The sequence below is a fragment of the Streptomyces cyaneus genome (assembly GCF_004028635.1).
Lineage (GTDB): Bacteria > Actinomycetota > Actinomycetes > Streptomycetales > Streptomycetaceae > Streptomyces > Streptomyces cyaneus.
The window spans coordinates 73166-89788 of the sequence record NZ_ML138678.1 but is presented as its reverse complement, the minus strand read 5'-3'; the positions used below and the strand labels follow the sequence as shown (position 1 = coordinate 89788).

At 71.8% G+C, this 16623-nt stretch carries 15 protein-coding genes and 1 riboswitch; of the genes, 11 read left to right on the top strand and 4 right to left on the bottom strand.

Translation table 11 applies throughout. From position 1 onward, the window contains the following. Positions 1-79 precede the first annotated feature (79 nt). Positions 80-1399: a CynX/NimT family MFS transporter gene (locus EHO50_RS00390; protein WP_246100980.1), complete on the top strand. Its 1320-nt coding sequence runs from the start codon at positions 80-82 to the stop codon at positions 1397-1399. Here the strand turns inward: EHO50_RS00390 and EHO50_RS00385 are convergent. Both EHO50_RS00385 and EHO50_RS00380 read right to left on the bottom strand, forming a co-directional pair. Beyond that, on the bottom strand, positions 1344-1958 hold the full coding sequence (locus EHO50_RS00385; RefSeq protein WP_128427677.1) for a dihydrofolate reductase family protein: 615 nt from the start codon (positions 1956-1958) through the stop codon (positions 1344-1346). The genes EHO50_RS00390 and EHO50_RS00385 overlap by 56 nt on opposite strands. A 109-nt stretch (positions 1959-2067) precedes the next feature. Further along, positions 2068-3282 carry an MFS transporter gene (locus EHO50_RS00380; protein ID WP_128427675.1) on the bottom strand — a complete coding sequence of 405 codons (1215 nt, stop codon included), beginning with the start codon at positions 3280-3282 and terminating at the stop codon, positions 2068-2070. Between the two features lie 120 nt (positions 3283-3402). Here EHO50_RS00380 and EHO50_RS00375 point away from each other — a divergent pair, with 120 nt between their 5' ends. Beyond that, complete coding sequence (locus EHO50_RS00375) at positions 3403-4959, top strand: ROK family transcriptional regulator (protein WP_128427672.1); 1557 nt, start codon at positions 3403-3405, stop codon at positions 4957-4959. A gap of 1072 nt (positions 4960-6031) precedes the next feature. On the opposite strand, the gene EHO50_RS00360 is transcribed toward EHO50_RS00375, so the two are convergent. Beyond that, a complete protein-coding gene (locus tag EHO50_RS00360; RefSeq protein ID WP_128427669.1) occupies positions 6032-6799 on the bottom strand; it encodes an SDR family oxidoreductase in 768 nt (255 codons plus the stop codon). Positions 6800-6982: 183 nt separating this feature from the next. Then, complete coding sequence (locus tag EHO50_RS00355; protein ID WP_128427667.1) at positions 6983-7873, bottom strand: RNA polymerase sigma-70 factor; 891 nt, start codon at positions 7871-7873, stop codon at positions 6983-6985. Positions 7874-8275: 402 nt separating this feature from the next. Next, positions 8276-8406: riboswitch (FMN riboswitch) on the top strand. A 146-nt stretch (positions 8407-8552) separates the two neighbouring features. Here EHO50_RS00355 and EHO50_RS00350 point away from each other — a divergent pair. The 9 genes from EHO50_RS00350 to EHO50_RS00310 all read left to right on the top strand — a co-directional run bounded on the left by EHO50_RS00350 (position 8553) and on the right by EHO50_RS00310 (position 15935). After that, a complete protein-coding gene (locus EHO50_RS00350; protein WP_128427664.1) occupies positions 8553-9170 on the top strand; it encodes a riboflavin synthase in 618 nt (205 codons plus the stop codon). Then, the gene (locus EHO50_RS00345) at positions 9167-9808 is read left to right on the top strand and encodes a nicotinamide mononucleotide transporter family protein (protein ID WP_128427662.1); all 642 of its coding nucleotides are present in this window, start codon (positions 9167-9169) and stop codon (positions 9806-9808) included. Before EHO50_RS00350 ends, EHO50_RS00345 begins: the two co-directional genes overlap by 4 nt. After that, entirely contained in the window at positions 9805-11103 is a 1299-nt protein-coding gene (locus EHO50_RS00340; RefSeq protein ID WP_128427659.1) for a bifunctional 3,4-dihydroxy-2-butanone-4-phosphate synthase/GTP cyclohydrolase II, read from the top strand. The genes EHO50_RS00345 and EHO50_RS00340 overlap by 4 nt, the downstream gene beginning before the upstream one ends. A 26-nt stretch (positions 11104-11129) precedes the next feature. Then, on the top strand, positions 11130-11615 hold the full coding sequence (gene ribH / locus EHO50_RS00335; protein ID WP_126390041.1) for a 6,7-dimethyl-8-ribityllumazine synthase: 486 nt from the start codon (positions 11130-11132) through the stop codon (positions 11613-11615). 34 nt (positions 11616-11649) lie between these two features. After that, positions 11650-11922, top strand: coding sequence for a phosphoribosyl-ATP diphosphatase (locus EHO50_RS00330; protein ID WP_031486114.1), 273 nt, complete (start codon positions 11650-11652; stop codon positions 11920-11922). 48 nt (positions 11923-11970) lie between these two features. Further along, positions 11971-12822, top strand: a complete 852-nt coding sequence (gene hisG / locus EHO50_RS00325; RefSeq protein WP_128427657.1) for an ATP phosphoribosyltransferase — start codon at positions 11971-11973, stop codon at positions 12820-12822. A 19-nt stretch (positions 12823-12841) separates the two neighbouring features. Then, complete coding sequence (locus EHO50_RS00320; RefSeq protein WP_128427654.1) at positions 12842-13300, top strand: PH domain-containing protein; 459 nt, start codon at positions 12842-12844, stop codon at positions 13298-13300. A 224-nt stretch (positions 13301-13524) separates the two neighbouring features. Further along, positions 13525-14850 carry a hemolysin family protein gene (locus EHO50_RS00315; protein WP_128427652.1) on the top strand — a complete coding sequence of 442 codons (1326 nt, stop codon included), beginning with the start codon at positions 13525-13527 and terminating at the stop codon, positions 14848-14850. After that, positions 14847-15935: a hemolysin family protein gene (locus EHO50_RS00310; protein ID WP_128427649.1), complete on the top strand. Its 1089-nt coding sequence runs from the start codon at positions 14847-14849 to the stop codon at positions 15933-15935. The genes EHO50_RS00315 and EHO50_RS00310 overlap by 4 nt, the downstream gene beginning before the upstream one ends. The last annotated feature ends 688 nt before the right edge of the window (positions 15936-16623 follow it).

Sequence of the window (16623 nt, the reverse complement as noted above, 5' to 3'; positions counted from 1 at the left end):
GAACGCATTTCGTGAGCTCGGCGGCCCTCTCCTGGGACCGAGGAGAGGGCCGCCCTCACGTCCATGGGGGGAAACACACGTGAAAACCAGGCTGTGGCTCATCGCCGGCCTGATTCTGCTGACCATCAATCTCCGCGCGGCGATCACGGGGACGACGCCGCTCATCGGGAACGTGCAGGAGGCACTCACCCTTTCCGACACCCAGGTCAGCGTGCTGGCGACGTTGCCGGTCCTGTGCCTGGGCGTCTTCGCCTGGCTCGCACCCCGCCTGGCCCGCCGGCTGGGAACACACGCCGCCGTGTGCGCCGCCGTCGGTGTTCTGGCGCTCGGCACCGTGGTGCGGGCGGTCCCGTGGCCGACGGCGCTCTTCGCCGGAACGGTGTTGTCCGGGGCCGGTATCGCAGTCGGGAACGTGTTGTTGCCCGCGGTCATCAAGGACCACTTCGCCCAGCGCATCGGCCTGTTCACCGGCCTCGCCATGACCCTGATGGCCGTCTCCGGCGCATTCGCCGCCGCGGTCGCGGTGCCGTTGTGCACCGCAGCCGGATGGCAGCCGGCCCTCGCGGTGTGGGCGGTGCCCGCTGCGTTGGCCGCGGCGGTGTGGTGGCTGCTTGCCGCCCCCGGAGCGCGCGGCAGGCATCGCGGGTCGCAGCCGCCTGCCGCGCCGAGGACGACAGGGGGATCTGGCGGATCATTACTGCGATGCGCGCTGGCCTGGTGGGTGTCGGCGTTCCTCGGGCTGGTGTCGCTGATGTTCTACGTGCTGGTGGCGTGGCTGCCGCAGATCATGCACGCGAGCGGCTACACACGCGGCCAGGCCGGGCTGATGATGTCGGTGATGCTGGCCATCGGCATCCCGCTGGGGTTCGTCGTCCCCGTCGTCGCCGCCCGAATGCGTAGCCAGAGGCTCCTCGTGGTGGCCGTGATCGTGGCCAAACTGATCTCGCTCGCCGGACTGCTGCTGGCCCCCGCCTTCGGCTGGGTGTGGGTGTGCCTGCTCGGCGCGGCGACCGGCGGCGCCTTCCCTCTGGCCATCACGCTGCTCGGGCTGCGCACGGACGGCCCGCGTGCCGCCGCCGACCTCTCGGGAATGGCGCAGACCATCGGCTACCTGCTGGCCGGCCTCGGCCCGCTGGCCATAGGGGTGCTCCACAACGCCACCGACGGCTGGCGGGTGCCTCTCACCGTCCTGATCGCCCTGGTGGTACCGGAGGCGATCGCAGGACTCCTCGCCGCCCGCCCCGGCCACGTACGCCCGAGCCGCCGCGAAGACGATCCGGCGCCGCAGACGGTCCCCTACAAGTACAAGCAAAGTGGGTGCCGTACGAGCACAGTGGGTCCCGTCACTTCACGAACCGGTACTTCAGATGGGTGGCGAGGGGCGTTTCGACCACCCTGACCGGCGTGAGATCCCGCCGCCCGGCGCCCAGCCCCTCGAAAAGCCGCAGCCCGTCTCCGAGGAGCGCGGGCACCACGTGCAGCTGCAGCTCGTCGATGAGCCCCTCCCTGAGGTACTGCTGCACCGTGCTCGCGCCCCCGGCGATGTCCACGTTCCTGTCCCCGGCGGCGGCCTTCGCCTGGTCAAGCGCGCTGTGGATGCCGTCGGTGACGAAGGTGAAGATGGTGCCGCCCTCCTTCACCAGGGTCGGCCGGGGGCGGTGGGTGAGTACGAAGACCGGGGTCCGGAACGGCGGGTTGTCGCCCCAGAACTCCTCGCCCGTGTCGTACATCATCCGGCCCATGACCACCGCTCCGGTGGCGTCGAACCACTCGCGCATCAGCTCGGAGTCGCGGTTCTCCTCCCCACCCGTCATGCCCTGGCGCTCCCGCCAGCTCGCCAGGTTGTGGATCCACTCGAAGAGCGGCTCGGCGCCGTTGCCTCCCGGGTTGTCGATGGAGACGTCGGTGCCGGCGACGTAGCCGTCGAGGGAGATGGCCATATCCGCGGTTACGGTCACGATGGGGTGCTCCTGGAGTCCTGGGATGTGCTGCCTTCACCCTCACGTCGATCGGGAACCGGCGCATTCGACACCAGGCGTCCGATCGGGCAGCCCGCGGTCGCGGCCCTCAGGAGCGCGGCTCGGGAACCGCTGCGTCGTCCGGTCGGCTGACCTTCGGGCGGTCGCGGTCGCCGGCGCGCAGGACGCCCGCGAACACGGCGAGGCCGGAGGCCAGGACGGTGACCACGCAGAACGACACCATCAGGCTGGTCGCCTGGGCGAGCCCGCCGATCGCGCCGGGGGCGACGAGACCCGAGGTGTACGTGATCGTCGCGACGCCCGCGATGGCCTGACTGGGGTTGGGGCCGCTGCGGCCCGCCGCCGCGAAACACAGCGGGACGACCACCGCGATGCCCAGACCCAGCAGTGCGAACCCGGCCATCGCCACGGCTGGCTGGTCCGACACGACGATGAGCAGGCCGCCGAGCGTGGCGAGGACGCCGCCGGACCGGACCGTGCGCACGGCGCCGTAGCGGTCCACCACCTTGTCGCCGGCGATCCGGGCGAGCGCCATCGTGAGGGTGAAGCCGGTCGTGCACGCCGCCGCGAGACCGGCCGACGTGTCCAGCTGGTCACGCAGATAGACCGCCGACCAGTCCAGGCTCGCGCCCTCCGCGAAGACGGCGCAGAACCCGACCGCGCCGATGAGCAGCGCCGAGCGGGGCGGCAGCGCGAACCGGGGCGGCGGCTCCTCGTCCTCGGCGGGCTGAAGGTCGAGCACCCACTGGCAGGCCAGGACGCCGAGGAAGGTGAGGGTGGCCGCGGCGAGCGCGTGGTGCAGCCGGGCGTCGCTGCCCAGGTGTGCCGCGAGCGTGCCGACCGCCGAGCCGATCAGGGCGCCCGCGCTCCACATGCCGTGCAGCCCCGACATGATCGACCGGTCCAGGCGGTTCTCGACCTCGACGCCGAGCGCGTTCATCGCCACGTCCGCCATGCCCGCCGTGGCGCCGAAGGTGAACAGGGCCAGGCACAGGGTCAGCAGGTTGGGGGCGAGGGAGGGCAGCGTGAGGGCGAGCGTCCAGCAGGCGATCAGTGCGCGCAAGGCGTTCCGGGCGCCGAAGCGGTGGCTGATGCCGCCCGCCAGCGGCATCGCCACGGAGGCGCCGAGCGCGGGGAAGGCGAGCGCCAGCCCCAGCTGGCCGGCGCTGACCCCGGCATGGTCCTGGATCCACGGCACCCGCGTCGCGAACGAGCCGGTGACAGCGCCGTGCACGGCGAAGACGGCCGCCACGGCGTACCGGGCGCGCTTCACCAGCCGCTGTTCGTCGACCACTGCGCTCATTCTGCGGCCCCTCCCTGGTTCTCGGCCCACCGTCGGTTCCGGGCCTGCGATCGCCGCCGTAAACTATCAGGGACCCTGCCTGATAGATAGCGGATAAACCAGCCGTGGGAGGATCCCGGCATGCCCGCATCCCCGAGCACCGCCCGGGCCATCAACGACCGGCTCGCCCTGCGCCTGCTCCAGCAGGAAGGCCCGTTGACGGCAGGGCAGTTGAAGCAGCTGACCGGCCTGTCCCGGCCGACCGTCGCCGACCTCGTCGAACGCCTCACCGCCGCCGGCCTGATCGGGGTCGTCGGCGAGGCGGGGGAACAGCGTCGCGGGCCGAACGCCAAGCTGTACGGCATCGTCGCCGACCGCGCCCATCTGGCGGCGCTGGACATCCGTACCGAGGGCGTCTCGGTGGTCGTGTCCGACCTGGTCGGGGCCGTACTCGCCGAGGCCTCGGTGCCGATCGGCGGCGACACGGGCACCGGGCCCGCCGTGGAACAGGCGGTGGCGCTGGTGGAGCGGGTCGTGAAGGAGGCGGGGGCGGACCGGCTCCATACGGTGGGGATCGGCGCCCCGGGCCTCATCGACCCGGTCAGCGGCGAGCTGCGCGACTCCACGGGCCTGCCCGAATGGCACCGCCGCCTGGTGGCGGCCCTCCAGGAACGGTTCCCCGAGGCCCGCGTCAACGTCGAGAACGAGACCAACCTCGCCGCCCTCGCGGAACAGCGCGACGGAGTGGCCCAGGACCGGGACACCTTCGTCCTGCTGTGGCTGGGCCACGGCACCGGCGCGGCCGTGGTCCTCGACGGCGCCCTGCGCCGCGGCGCCTCCGGCGGCACCGGCGAGATCGGCTTCCTGCCGGTGCCGGGGACTTCCGGGCTGCCCTCGGCGGTGGACTGCGAGGGAGGATTCCACTCGCTGGCGGGATCGGCCGCGGTGGTGGAGCTCGCGGCCTCGTACGGCTTGAGCATCGAGGACGTCACCGTGCATGAGCCGCTGGCGGCGGGGGTGGTGAGGGGCGCCGTGGCGTTGGTCGCCGGGGGTGGGGCCGCGGGGGCGGGGGACCGGCGGGTGGTGCGGGGAGGGGCGACGCATGCGTCGGGCGGCTCGGGGCGGGATGAGGCGACCGGTGTCTCGGGTGGCACGGGGCGGGTTGAGGGGGACCGTGCCTCGAGTGTCGCGAGCCCTGCCTCGTCCGCCGACGAGCGAGCAGCGGTGACGCGGACGATCGCCGGCATGGACGGCGGCACAGGGGCACCGGGCCCGTCGGACTCCTCGGTGCGAGCCGAACGACATTCCACCACCGAGCCGCCCGCTGCGCTCGCCGAACCGTCCCGCGTCCACGACACGGCCCCTGTCGACCGACCGCACAGCGCGGCGTCCGCCGACCAGCCTCACCACACGGTCCCCGCCGACCGTTTCCTCGACGCCCTCGCCGACCGCCTCGCCATCGGCGTCGCCTCCGTGGTCGCGATCCTCGACCCCGGTTGTGTGGTCCTCGGCGGAGAGGTCGGGCAGGCAGGCGGGGACGTACTGGCCCGGCGGGTGGAGGAGCGGATCCGGCGGATGTCGCCGTTGGTGACGGTGGTGCGATCCAGCGGTCTGGGCGGCGGCGCCGTGCTGCGCGGAGCGCTGCTCACCGCGCGGGACGCCGCGCAGGACGAGCTGTTCGCGCCACCGGACCGGTGACCCGCACGGCTGCTTGTACCCGCGCCGGCCTGACAAGCCGCTGGCCGTTGGAGGGCAGGCCGAGGCACCTGCCCGGGAAGTCCCGGTGAGGGTGTGGCCCGGCCCCGAAACCGCCGGTGGGGCCGGCTCGTCCCTGGACCCACCGGTGAGGATGTGGCTGTCCCTGGGCCGGTCGGTCAGGGTCTGGCCCGTCCCGGAACCGCCGGTGCGGGCGTGCCGGCCCCCGGAAACCGCCGGTCAGGGCCAGCCCGCCCCCGCACCGGCGCTCAGGCGCTGCTTGCCCCGCCCCGGACCATGGGAAGGCGGCCGTACGGAAGCGGACGGGGCGGCCGCGGCCTCTGCTCACCGCGCCGCACTGGGCGCGCTACAGCTCCGGGGGCCGCGGGCGCGGGAGGCGTCGGCTCGACGACCAACATGCCGCGCCAGCCCTGCTGGCTTCTGCGCCGGGCGCCGCTCGCGCTCCTGGCTCCTACGCCGGGCCGCTGTCCGCGCTCCTGGCTTCCGTGCCTAATCGCCGCTCGCGCTGCTGCCCCCCGCCGCACCACCGCTCAGGCGCCGCCCGCGCCCACCCTGAAACGGCCACTAGGCCACCCGCGCCCGCGGCCCCCGGACCATGGGAAGGGGGCCGTACGGAAGCGGACGGGGCGGCCGCGGCCTCTGCTCACCGCGCCGCACCGGGCGCGCTACAGCTTCCGGGCGCCGCGGGCGCGGGAGGCGTCGGCTCCACGACCAACATGCCGCGCCAGCCCTGCTGGCTTCTGCGCCGGGCCGCTGTTCGCGGTGCTGGCTCCCGTGCCTAATCGCCGCTCGCGCTGCTGCCCCCGCCGCACCACCGTTCAGGCGCCGCCCGCACCCACCCCGGACGGCCGCCAGGCCACCCGCGCCCCTTGGAACCGCAGGTCAGACGACCCGTGCGGTCGGCCCGGTCCGGTCAGCCCTCTGTGCCGCCCCCCGCTCCGGTCAGCCCCCTGTGCTCGACCCCCAGCCAGGTCAGCCTCCCCGTGTGATCGGCCCCCGCCCGGTCAACCTCCCCGTCCGCTTGCCCCCGGCCCAGCCAGCCCGCGCCGTCCAGTCAGACCCCTCGCCCCCCGATCTCCCGCCCCCCGATCTCCCGCCCCAGATACTCCTCGAACGTCCCCTTGCCCACCGCCCGCTCCGCCGCCAGATGCCCGCCCGAGCGGAACCCCCGGTACCCCTTGCCCCGCAGCGGCACGCTCACCACGGCCCGCTTCCGGCCCGTCGCCTTGAGGTAGGCGCGGGCCAGTGAGTCGAGGGTCCGCACCTCGGGGCCGCCCATGTCATCGACCCGCCCCGCCGGGGCCGCGAGGGCCAGTTCGGCGAGGCGGTCCGCGACCTCCGCCACCTCCACGGGCTGGTCCTTCACGCCGGCCGGGAGCAGCATGACGGGCGGCTTGGAGAGGATCCCGAACAGCCGTACCAACAGGTCGTGGAACTGCGTCGCCCGCAGCACGGTCCAGCCGAGCCCCGACTCCTCGATCAGCGTCTCCACGGCGAGCTTGGTCCTGTAGTAGCCGAACGGCACCCGGTCGATACCGACGATCGAGATGTAGACCAGGTGCCGTACGCCCGCCTTGCGCGCCGCCGCGATCAGATGCGCCGCCGCCTCCTGGTCACCACCGCTCGGCGAGCTCGCGCAGTGCACGATCGTGTCCACGCCCTCCACCGCCGCGTCCAGGCCGGGGCCACCCTTGCGCAGATCGACGGCGTACGGCTGGGCGTGCCGGCTCAGTACCCGCACCTCGTGCCCGTCCGCGCGCAGCCGCTCGGTGACGAGCCGGCCGAGCGTTCCGGTACCGCCGGTCACCAGGATCGTGGTCATGCTGTTCAGCCCCTTCGGACGCCGGGCGCTCCCGGACGGAGCGCCCCTTGTTCAGCTGAGACCGAGTACCCGCGTGAAATGTGACAGCCCTCGATGCCCGATGCCCGACCCCCGACGCCGGACACCAGGCAGCAGACACCAGACACCAGACACCAGACATCCTGAGGGTCTCCGCGGCGCCCCCTACACCGCCCGCGCCAGCTGCCGCCGTACGAACTCCAGCTTGTCCGGGTTCACCACGGCCCACGCCTGCGTGATCGCGCCGTCCCGCAGCTCGAACGCCACCACCGAGAGCAGCGTGTCGCCCGTCCACGCGGCCAGCGCGGTCGAGCCGTTGACCTCGACAGCCGTGAACTCCAGGCCGGCCAGGAACGTCCGCGTCGCGCCCACCAGGAAGTTGAACACCTTCTTCCGGCCCTCGATCGGCCGCCGGGCCGCCGTGACCTTGCCGCCGCCGTCGCTCGACCAGACGACGTCGGCCGCCAGCAGCTTCTCGAGCCCGCTGAGGTCGCCGTCGCGGGCCGCCGCGACGAAGGACGTGACGAGCTCCTCCCGCCGCTCGGGAGTCGACTCGAACCGCGACCGCGCCTCACCCACCCGCTGCACCGCCCGCCGGTACAGCTGACGGCAGTTGGCCTCGGTCAGATCCAGCACCCCGGCGATCTCCCGGTGGCCGTACGCGAACGCCTCCCGCAGCACATACACGGCCCGCTCGGTCGGTGTGAGCCGCTCCAACAGCACCAGCATCGCCATGGACACGGCGTCGCGCTGCTCGGCGGACTCCAGCGGTCCGAGCGTGCCGTCCGAGGTGACCACGGGCTCCGGCAGCCAGGGCCCGACGTACTGCTCGCGCCGGGCCCTGGCCGAAGTCAGCCGGGTGAGACAGAGGTTGGTGACGACCTTGGCGAGCCAGGCGGCCGGATGCTCGATCGCGCTGCGGTCGGCGCCACTGAAACGCAGATACGCGTCCTGGACGGTGTCCTCGGCCTCCTCGGCGGAGCCCAGCATCCGATACGCCAGGCCGAACAGCCGGGGCCGGTGGGTCTCGAACTCGTCGGCGCTCGCGGTCGTCATGCCGTTCACCTTGCCAGAGCCGCCGCAGCCACCAGGACCGGGCCTTGGGAGACCCGGCGGCGGGCAAGGGCCGTCGTCACCGCCGCCGGGCCGTCTGCGCGGTGTCCGGCGGGCCCCGAGGTCCTGCCGCACACCCGGTCATCGATGTCCGTGCGCTCTCCAACTCGAAGAGGCCGCACAGGGGGAAGGGGTTCCCCGAGGGGTTCCCGAACCCCGAAGTCGGTCCTGTCCGGGGAAGTTGCGCCGACCCTAGAGAGGACTAGACCAGTGAGTCAATAGGTATGGACCAATCTGGACCGAGGTCGAGTCGCGGAAATCCAGCCATACGACCTGTGAGGCACCCCACAGCATTCGCCTGCATGGACCCCGATCAGGCGTGGCACACTGGCCCTGTACCAGAAGCAGCGCACTCCGGGGTCGGTGAAAGTCCGAACCGGCGGTTACAGTCCGCGACCCGGTCGCCTCCAGCGGCCGGTTGACCAGGTGAAATTCCTGGACCGACGGTTAAAGTCCGGATGGGAGGCAGTGCGCGGCGGGCGGGCATTCGTGCGCGCCGCCGTACCGGTTCGTCATTGCGGCGAGCCCTGTCCGGCGTCGCCCCCGGTGTCCCTGCTCGTACATTCTGTCGTCATCGACAGCCCCGGAGTCCGTGCCCGAATGAGGCAGGAGGACCCGGGAAGTGTTCACCGGAATCGTCGAAGAGCTGGGCCACGTCACGGCTGTCGAGAGCCTCGACGACGCCTGTCGCTTCCGACTGCGCGGCCCCGTCGTCACCGAAGGCGCGAAGCACGGAGACTCCATCGCGGTCAACGGCGTATGCCTCACGGTCGTCGACCACGAGGGCGACGAGTTCACCGCGGACGTCATGGCCGAGACCCTGAACCGCTCCAGCCTGGGCGTCCTCACCGTCGGCTCCCGCGTCAACCTCGAGCGCCCCACCGCCGTGGGCGCGCGCCTCGGCGGCCACATCGTGCAGGGGCACGTCGACGGCACCGGTCAGGTGCTGGAGCGCAAGCCCTCCGAGAACTGGGAGATCGTCAAGATCTCGCTCCCCGCGGATCTCTCCCGGTACGTCGTCGAGAAGGGCTCCATCACCGTCGACGGCATCAGCCTCACCGTCGTCGACGCCGGACCCGACTACTTCACCGTCAGCCTCATCCCCACCACCCTCGACCTGACCACGCTCGGCCAGAAGCAGCCCGGCGACCCGGTCAACCTCGAGGTCGACGTCATCGCCAAGTACGTCGAGCGGATGCTGGGCGACCGGCTCACCTCCGAAGGGGCGACGGCCAAGTGAACTCGCTGAACTCCGAGGCCTTCGTCCTGTTCGGCCAGCACATCCTCTGGTCGGACATGATCGGCAACCTCTTCGGCCTGGCCGCCCTAGCCCTCGGCTGGCGGCGCTCCATATGGACCTGGCCCGTGCAGTTCCTCGCCGGCCTGATCCTCTTCGGCGCCTTCTTCGGCCACCTCACCGGCAGCGCCGGCAAGCAGGCGGTCGTCATGGTCGTCGCGCTGTACGGCTGGTGGCAGTGGCAGCGCGGCAAGGGCCAGACGGAGGACGGCCACATCGCCGTACGGTTCGCCACCTGGCGCGAGCGCGGGGCGATGGTCGCGGCGGCCGCCGCCGGCACCGTCGCGGTGGCGCTGCTCTTCAAGGCGTACCCCACCCTGTCCTGGGACCCCTGGCCCGACGCCTACATATTCGTCGGCACCATCGTCGCCATGTACGCCCAGGCGCGCGGCATGGTCGAGTTCTGGTTCGCCTGGCTGCTCGTCGACCTGGTCGGCGTGCCCCTCAACTTCGCCAACGGCTACGCCTTCTCCGGCTTCGTCTACGTCATCTACGGCGCACTCGTCCTGTGGGGCATGCGCGACTGGTGGCTGCGCTCCCGCAGGGACGCGCGGCCCGTCCTGGAAGGAGCGCCGGCATGACCACGGCACCGATCCTGTACAGCACCGACGGTTTCGAGGACCTCACGCTCGACCCGATCGAGCGGGCCATCGCCGACATCGCCGCGGGCCGCCCGGTCGTGGTCGTCGACGACGAGGACCGGGAGAACGAGGGCGACCTCGTCGTCGCCGCCGAGCACGCGACCCCCGAGATCGTCGCCTTCATGATGAGTGAGTGCCGCGGCCTGATCTGCGCCCCCATGGAGCCCGAGGAGCTCGACCGGCTGGGACTCCCGCAGATGGTCGACGACAACACCGAGTCGATGAAGACCGCGTTCACGGTCTCCGTGGACGCCTCGCCCGAGCACGGAGTGACCACGGGCATCTCGGCATCCGACCGGGCGACCACCCTTCAACTGCTCGCGAGCGGCAGCGCGCAGCCGTCGGACCTCGTTCGCCCCGGCCACATCTTCCCGCTGCGCGCCAGGTCCGGCGGCGTCCTCGTACGCAACGGCCACACCGAGGCCGCCGTCGACCTCGCCCGGCTCGCGGGACTGCGCCCGGCCGGTGCCATCGTCGAGATCGCCGGCGAGGACGGCGAGATGCTGCGGCTGCCCGAGCTGATCCCGTTCGCCCGCAAGCACGGCCTGACGATCATCTCCATCGAGGACCTGATCGCCTACCGCCGCTCCGCCGAGCCCACCGTCCGCCGTGAGGCCGAGACCCGGCTCCCCACCGCCCACGGCACCTTCACGGCGTACGGCTACCGCTCCACCGTCGACGGCGTCGAGCACGTCGCCCTCGTGCACGGCGAGATCGGCGACGGCGAGGACGTCCTGGTCCGCGTCCACTCCGAATGCCTCACCGGCGATGTGTTCAGCTCCCTGCGCTGCGACTGCGGCCCCCAGCTGGACGCCTCCCTGCAGCGCATCCAGGCCGAGGGCAGGGGAGTGGTGGTCTACCTGCGCGGACACGAGGGACGCGGCATCGGCCTGCTGTCCAAGCTGCGCGCGTACGAACTCCAGGAGCGCGGCCGCGACACCCTCGACGCCAACCTCGAACTCGGCCTGCCCGCCGACGCCCGCGACTACGGCGCCGGCGCGCAGATCCTGGCCGACCTCGGCGTGACGAGCGTCCGCCTGATGACCAACAACCCCGACAAGAGCGACGCCCTCGTGAGGCACGGCATCAAGGTCACCGAGCGCGAGCCGATGCCTGTACAGGCGGGCGAACACAACCTCCACTACCTGCGCACCAAGCGGGACCGGATGGGACACGACCTGCCCTGGCTGGACAAGGCCCCCGCGGCCTCCCTGTCCACCTGCACCAACCAGTAAGAGCACAACCGAGGAGACCTGAGAACGTGAGCGGCAAGGGCGCACCGGAGCTGTCCGTACGCAATGTGGGTGACCTGCGGGTCGCGGTCATCGCGGCGCAGTGGCACGAGAAGGTGATGGACGGTCTGGTGGACGGCGCGCTGCGCGCCCTGCACGACCTGGGGATCGACGAGCCGACCCTGCTCCGGGTCCCCGGCAGCTGGGAACTCCCGGTGGTCGCCAAGGTCCTCGCGGGCCGCGGCTACGACGCGATCGTGGCCCTCGGCGTCGTCATCCGCGGCGGCACCCCCCACTTCGAGTACGTCTGCCAGGGCGTGACCCAGGGCCTGACCCAGGTCTCGGTCGAGACCGGCGTCCCCATCGGCTTCGGCGTGCTGACCTGCGACACCGAGGAACAGGCCCTGGACCGGGCGGGCATCGAAGGCTCCAACGAGGACAAGGGACACGAGGCGGTGACGGCGGCGGTGGCCACGGCAGCCACGCTCCGCTCAGTATCTGAACCATGGCGCTGACGAAACCCGTATGTGGCATAGGCTGAGCGTCACCATGTCCAAGAAGACGTTCGAGGAGCTCTTCACCGAGCTCCAGCACAAGGCCGCAAACGGCGACCCCGCCACTTCCCGCACCGCCGAACTGGTCGGCAAGGGCGTCCATGCCATCGGCAAGAAGGTCGTCGAGGAGGCCGCCGAGGTCTGGATGGCCGCCGAGTACGAGGGCAAGGAAGCGGCTGCCGAGGAGATCTCCCAGCTGCTGTACCACGTCCAGGTGATGATGGTCGCTCGCGGCATCTCCCTGGACGACGTCTACGCCCACCTCTGAGCACCAGCAACCCGCACACCGTAAGAGCGAACGAAGGAAGCCGACCTCATGCTGCGCATCGCCGTCCCCAACAAGGGTTCACTGTCCGGCCCTGCGGCGGAGATGCTGCATGAGGCCGGCTACCAACAGCGGCGCGAGTCCAAGGAACTGCGGATCGTCGACCCGGAGAACGAGGTCGAGTTCTTCTACCTCCGCCCCCGCGACATCGCGATCTACGTCTCCTCCGGGCAGCTCGACATCGGCATCACCGGCCGTGACCTGCTGATCGACTCCGGCGCCAACGCCGAGGAGATCCTGCCGCTGGGCTTCGCCCGCTCCACCTTCCGCTTCGCCACCAAGCCGGGCATCGTCGGCCACGACCTCGCGGACCTGAACGGCAAGACGGTCGCCACCTCCTACGAGGGCATCGTCGCCAAGCACCTCGCCGACCACGGCATCGACGCCTCCGTCGTCCACCTCGACGGCGCCGTCGAGACCGCCATCCAGCTCGGTGTCGCCCAGGTCATCGCGGACGTCGTCGAGACCGGCACCTCACTGCGCAACGCCGGCCTGGAAGTCGTCGGCGACCCGATCATGAAGTCCGAGGCCGTCGTCATCCGCCGCACCGGCGCGGACGGCGAGGAGCCCAAGGTGCAGCAGTTCCTGCGCCGCCTCCAGGGCGTCCTGGTCGCCCGGACCTACGTGATGATGGACTACGACTGCCGCGTCGAGCAGCTCGAGAAGGCCGTCGCCCTCACCCCGGGCCTGGAGTCGCCGACCGTCTCCCCGCTGCACAACGAGGGCTGGGTCGCCGTCCGGGCCATGGTTCCGGCCAAGGAGGCCCAGCGGATCATGGACGACCTGTACGACATCGGCGCCCGGGCCATCCTCACGACGGCCATCCACGCCTGCCGCCTCTGACCCGAGGGGCCGTACACCGATGTCCTCCGAACTGCCCACCCTGCCCGTCACGTTCCGGCCGGGCCGCACCCGGGCCGTCCTGCTCACCGCAGGCACCGCGATCTTCGTCGTCATCACGGCGGTCGCGCTGCTGCTGGAGAAGCTCGGCCCGGGCGAACGCCTCAGCTTCATCCTCACCGGCGCGCTCATGTTCGGCGTGCTGGCCATGCTGGCGCGCGTCAAGGTCGTCGCCGACGACTCCGGTGTCACCGTGGTGAACATCGCGAGCAGGCGCCGTCTGGAGTGGGCCGAGATCCTCCAGGTGAACCTCCGCCCGGGTGATCCCTGGGTGTTCCTCAACCTCAGCGACGGCACCAGCCTGCCCGCGCTCGGCATCCAGCCGGGTATCGCCAAACAGCGTGCCATCGCCGACGCGCGCGCCCTGCGGGCGCTCGCCGAAGCCCGCGCCATCAAGGACCCCCAGGATCATCAGGGCTGACTCGTCAGGGCCATCGGGGCTCACTCCGAGACGTTCACCCTGCCGTAAATCGCCATGTCTTGATTAATCTGTTGGCGGAGGCGTTTTCTGGCGCCTCCGCCACTGATGTTCCATCCGGTCTTCAGAGGCCCCCTGCTACCCGAGGAGTGATTCCCTCCAGCGATGGACGGATCGTCCTGTAGTACCTGCGCCGCCCCCTCCCGACATACCGGGGCGGCGGCATCATGAGCATCCCCTTGCTGCTTCTGGCAGCCGCGTTCCTCCTGATCCTCGCCAACGGCTTCTTCGTGGCCGCCGAGTTCGGCCTGGTCACGGTCGAGGCCACGGACGCCGAGAAGGCCGCCGCCGAGGGCGACCGACGGGCCCATCGGGTCGTCGAGTCGCTGAAGGAGCTGTCCTTCCAGCTCTCCGGCACCCAGCTCGGCATCACCATCACCTCCCTCGTCGTCGGCATGCTCGCCGAACCGGCGCTCGCGGAGCTGCTGGGCGGCCCGTTCACCGCGATCGGCGTTCCCGAGGGCGCGGTGTCCGGGGTGGCCGTCGTCGTCGGCATGCTGCTGGCCTCGGCCGTGCAGATGGTGATCGGCGAGCTCGTGCCCAAGAACTGGGCGGTGTCCCGGCCGATGCAGGTCGCGCGCTTCGTCGCCGGCCCGCAGCACGTCTTCGCCCGCCTGTTCCGCCCGGTGATCGCCGCGCTGAACTCCGTCGCCAACCGCCTCGTCCGCGCCATGGGCATCGAGCCCGCCGAGGAGCTGGCCTCCGCCCGCACCCCCGGCGAACTCGTCTCCCTGGCCCGCCACTCCGCGCAGGCCGGCGCCCTGGAGCAGGACACCGCGGACCTCTTCGTACGGACCCTGTCGCTCGCCGAGCTCACCGCGCAGCACGTGATGACGCCGCGCGTGAAGGTCAGCGCGCTCCAGTCGTCGGCGACCGCCGAGGACGTGGTCAACCTGACCCGCGCCACGGGCCTGTCCCGCTTCCCGGTCTACCGGGAGAAGATCGACGAGATCGTCGGCATGGTCCATCTGAAGGACGCGCTGGCGATCCGTTCGAGTGAGCGTCTGCGCACCCCGGTCGGCCGCATCGCCCGACCGGCGCTGCTCGTCCCCGAGACCCTGCCGGTCCAGCCCCTCCTCGCCCAGCTGCGCAGCGAGCAGCCCATCGCCGTCGTCGTCGACGAGTACGGCGGCACGGCCGGTGTGGTCACGCTGGAGGACATCGTCGAGGAGATCGTCGGCGAGGTCCGCGACGAGCACGACGGCCAGGACGTGCCCGAACTCGCCGCGGCCCCGCCGGAGGACGGCCGGCCCGCCTGGGACGCCGACGGCAGCTGCCGCGTCGACATCCTCCAGCGCATAGGACTCGACGTGCCCGAGGGCCCGTACGAGACCGTCGCCGGACTGGTCGCCGACCTGCTCGGGCGTATCCCGGCCGTCGGCGACAAGGCGGAACTGCCGGGCTGGCGGCTGTCGGTGCGCCGGGTCGGCCACTACCGGGCCGAGCGGGTCCGGCTGGTCAGGACCGGCGCCGTGGTGGAGGTCGCCCGATGAGCGTGCTCCAACTCCTCTTCGCCGCGCTGCTGGTGCTCGCCAACGGCTTCTTCGTCGGCGCCGAGTTCGCTCTCGTCTCGGTCCGCCGCAGCCAGATCGAACCGCTGGGCACGGCACGGGCCCGCCAGGTGCTGTACGGCCTGGAGCGGCTGCCGCAGATGATGGCGGCGGCCCAGTTCGGCATCACCGTGTGCTCACTGACGCTCGGCGCGGTCGCCGAACCGACGGTGGCGCATCTGCTGGAGCCGGTGTTCGAGTGGATCCATCTGCCGCACGGCCTGATCCATCCGCTGACCTATGTCATCGCGCTCGCCGCGGTGGTCTTCTTCCACCTGGTCATCGGCGAGATGCTGCCGAAGAACCTGGCGATGGCGGCGCCGGAGAAGGTCGCGCTGTGGCTCAGCCCCGGCCTGGTCTACTTCGCGCGCTTCTGCAGGCCCATCACCGTGGCCCTCGGCGCGGTCGCCCGGGCCATCCTCCGCCTCTTCCGCGTCGAGCCGAAGGACGAGGTCGAGGCGGTGTTCACCAGCGAACAGCTCAACCGCCTCGTCGAGGACTCCGGCCAGGCCGGCCTGCTCGACCCCGAGGAGCAGGAACGTTTGGAGGACGCGCTGGAACTGGGCTCCCGCCCCGTGACGGACGTGCTCCTCAAGCGCGAGTCCCTCGTCACCGTCAGCCCGTCGGTCACCCCCGGCCAGATCGTCGCGCTCACCGCCCGCACGGGGTACTCCCGTTTCCCGGTGGCGGCGGAGAACGGCGCCTTCATGGGCTACCTGCATGTGAAGGACGTACTGGATCTGGAGGAGTCGCAACGGGCAGTGCCGCAGCAGGTGTGGCACCCGATGACGACGCTGCGCTCGGAACTGCCGCTGGACGACGCCCTGACGGTGATGCGCCGCGCCGCGACCCACCTGGCCCAGGTGGCGGACGCCTCCGGCAAGGTGCTCGGACTCGTCGCGCTGGAGGACGTACTGGAGCTGCTGGTCGGCGAGGTACGGGACCCGGCGCACCGGGAGCTGCCGGAGGTGCGGGTCACGGGCCCGCGGGTGAGCAGCGGGGAGCCGGAAGGGGCGCTGGCCGGCTGAGAGACACCGCCCCTGAGGACTGGGGAGCCGCAAGAACGGCCGGCTGAGCCACGCCGTTCCCGCGGCCGGTCGTGCCGCGGGCGCGGCGTCCACTGGCGGTGCTTGTATCCCGCGCTGCTTGCGGGCGGTCTTGCGGCTGGGGTGGCATCCGTGCGGGTGGTCCTGGCATCCCGCACGGCCTGTGGCGGGCCGTGCTGCGGGGGGCGGTGCCCACCCGGCGGCACCCGCCCCTGCGTACCCGCGCTTGCGGGCGTCCGCGCCGCCGGGTGGTGGCCCATGGCGGCGCTTGCCTCTCGCGGTCCTGCCGCGGGGGCGGCGTCCACTTGTGTGCTTGCATCCGTCGCTGCTTGCGGGCGGTCCTGCGGTTGGGGTGGCACCCGTGCGGCGGTCCTGGCATCCCGCACGGCCTGTGGCCGGCCATGCTGCGGGGGCGGTGCCCACCTGGCGGGACCCGCCCCTGCGTACCCGGCGGCTGCGGGTGCCCGCGCCGCTGGGTGGTGGGCAAGGGTGGCGCCTGCCTCTCGCAGTTGTGCCGCGGGGGCGGCCTCTACTTGCGTGCTTGTATCCCGCGCTGCTTGCGGGCGGTCCTGCGGTTGGGGTGGCACCCGTGCGGCGGTCCTGGCATCCCGCACGGCCTGTGGCCGGCCATGCTGCGGGGGCGGTGCCCACCTGGCGGGACCCGCCCCTG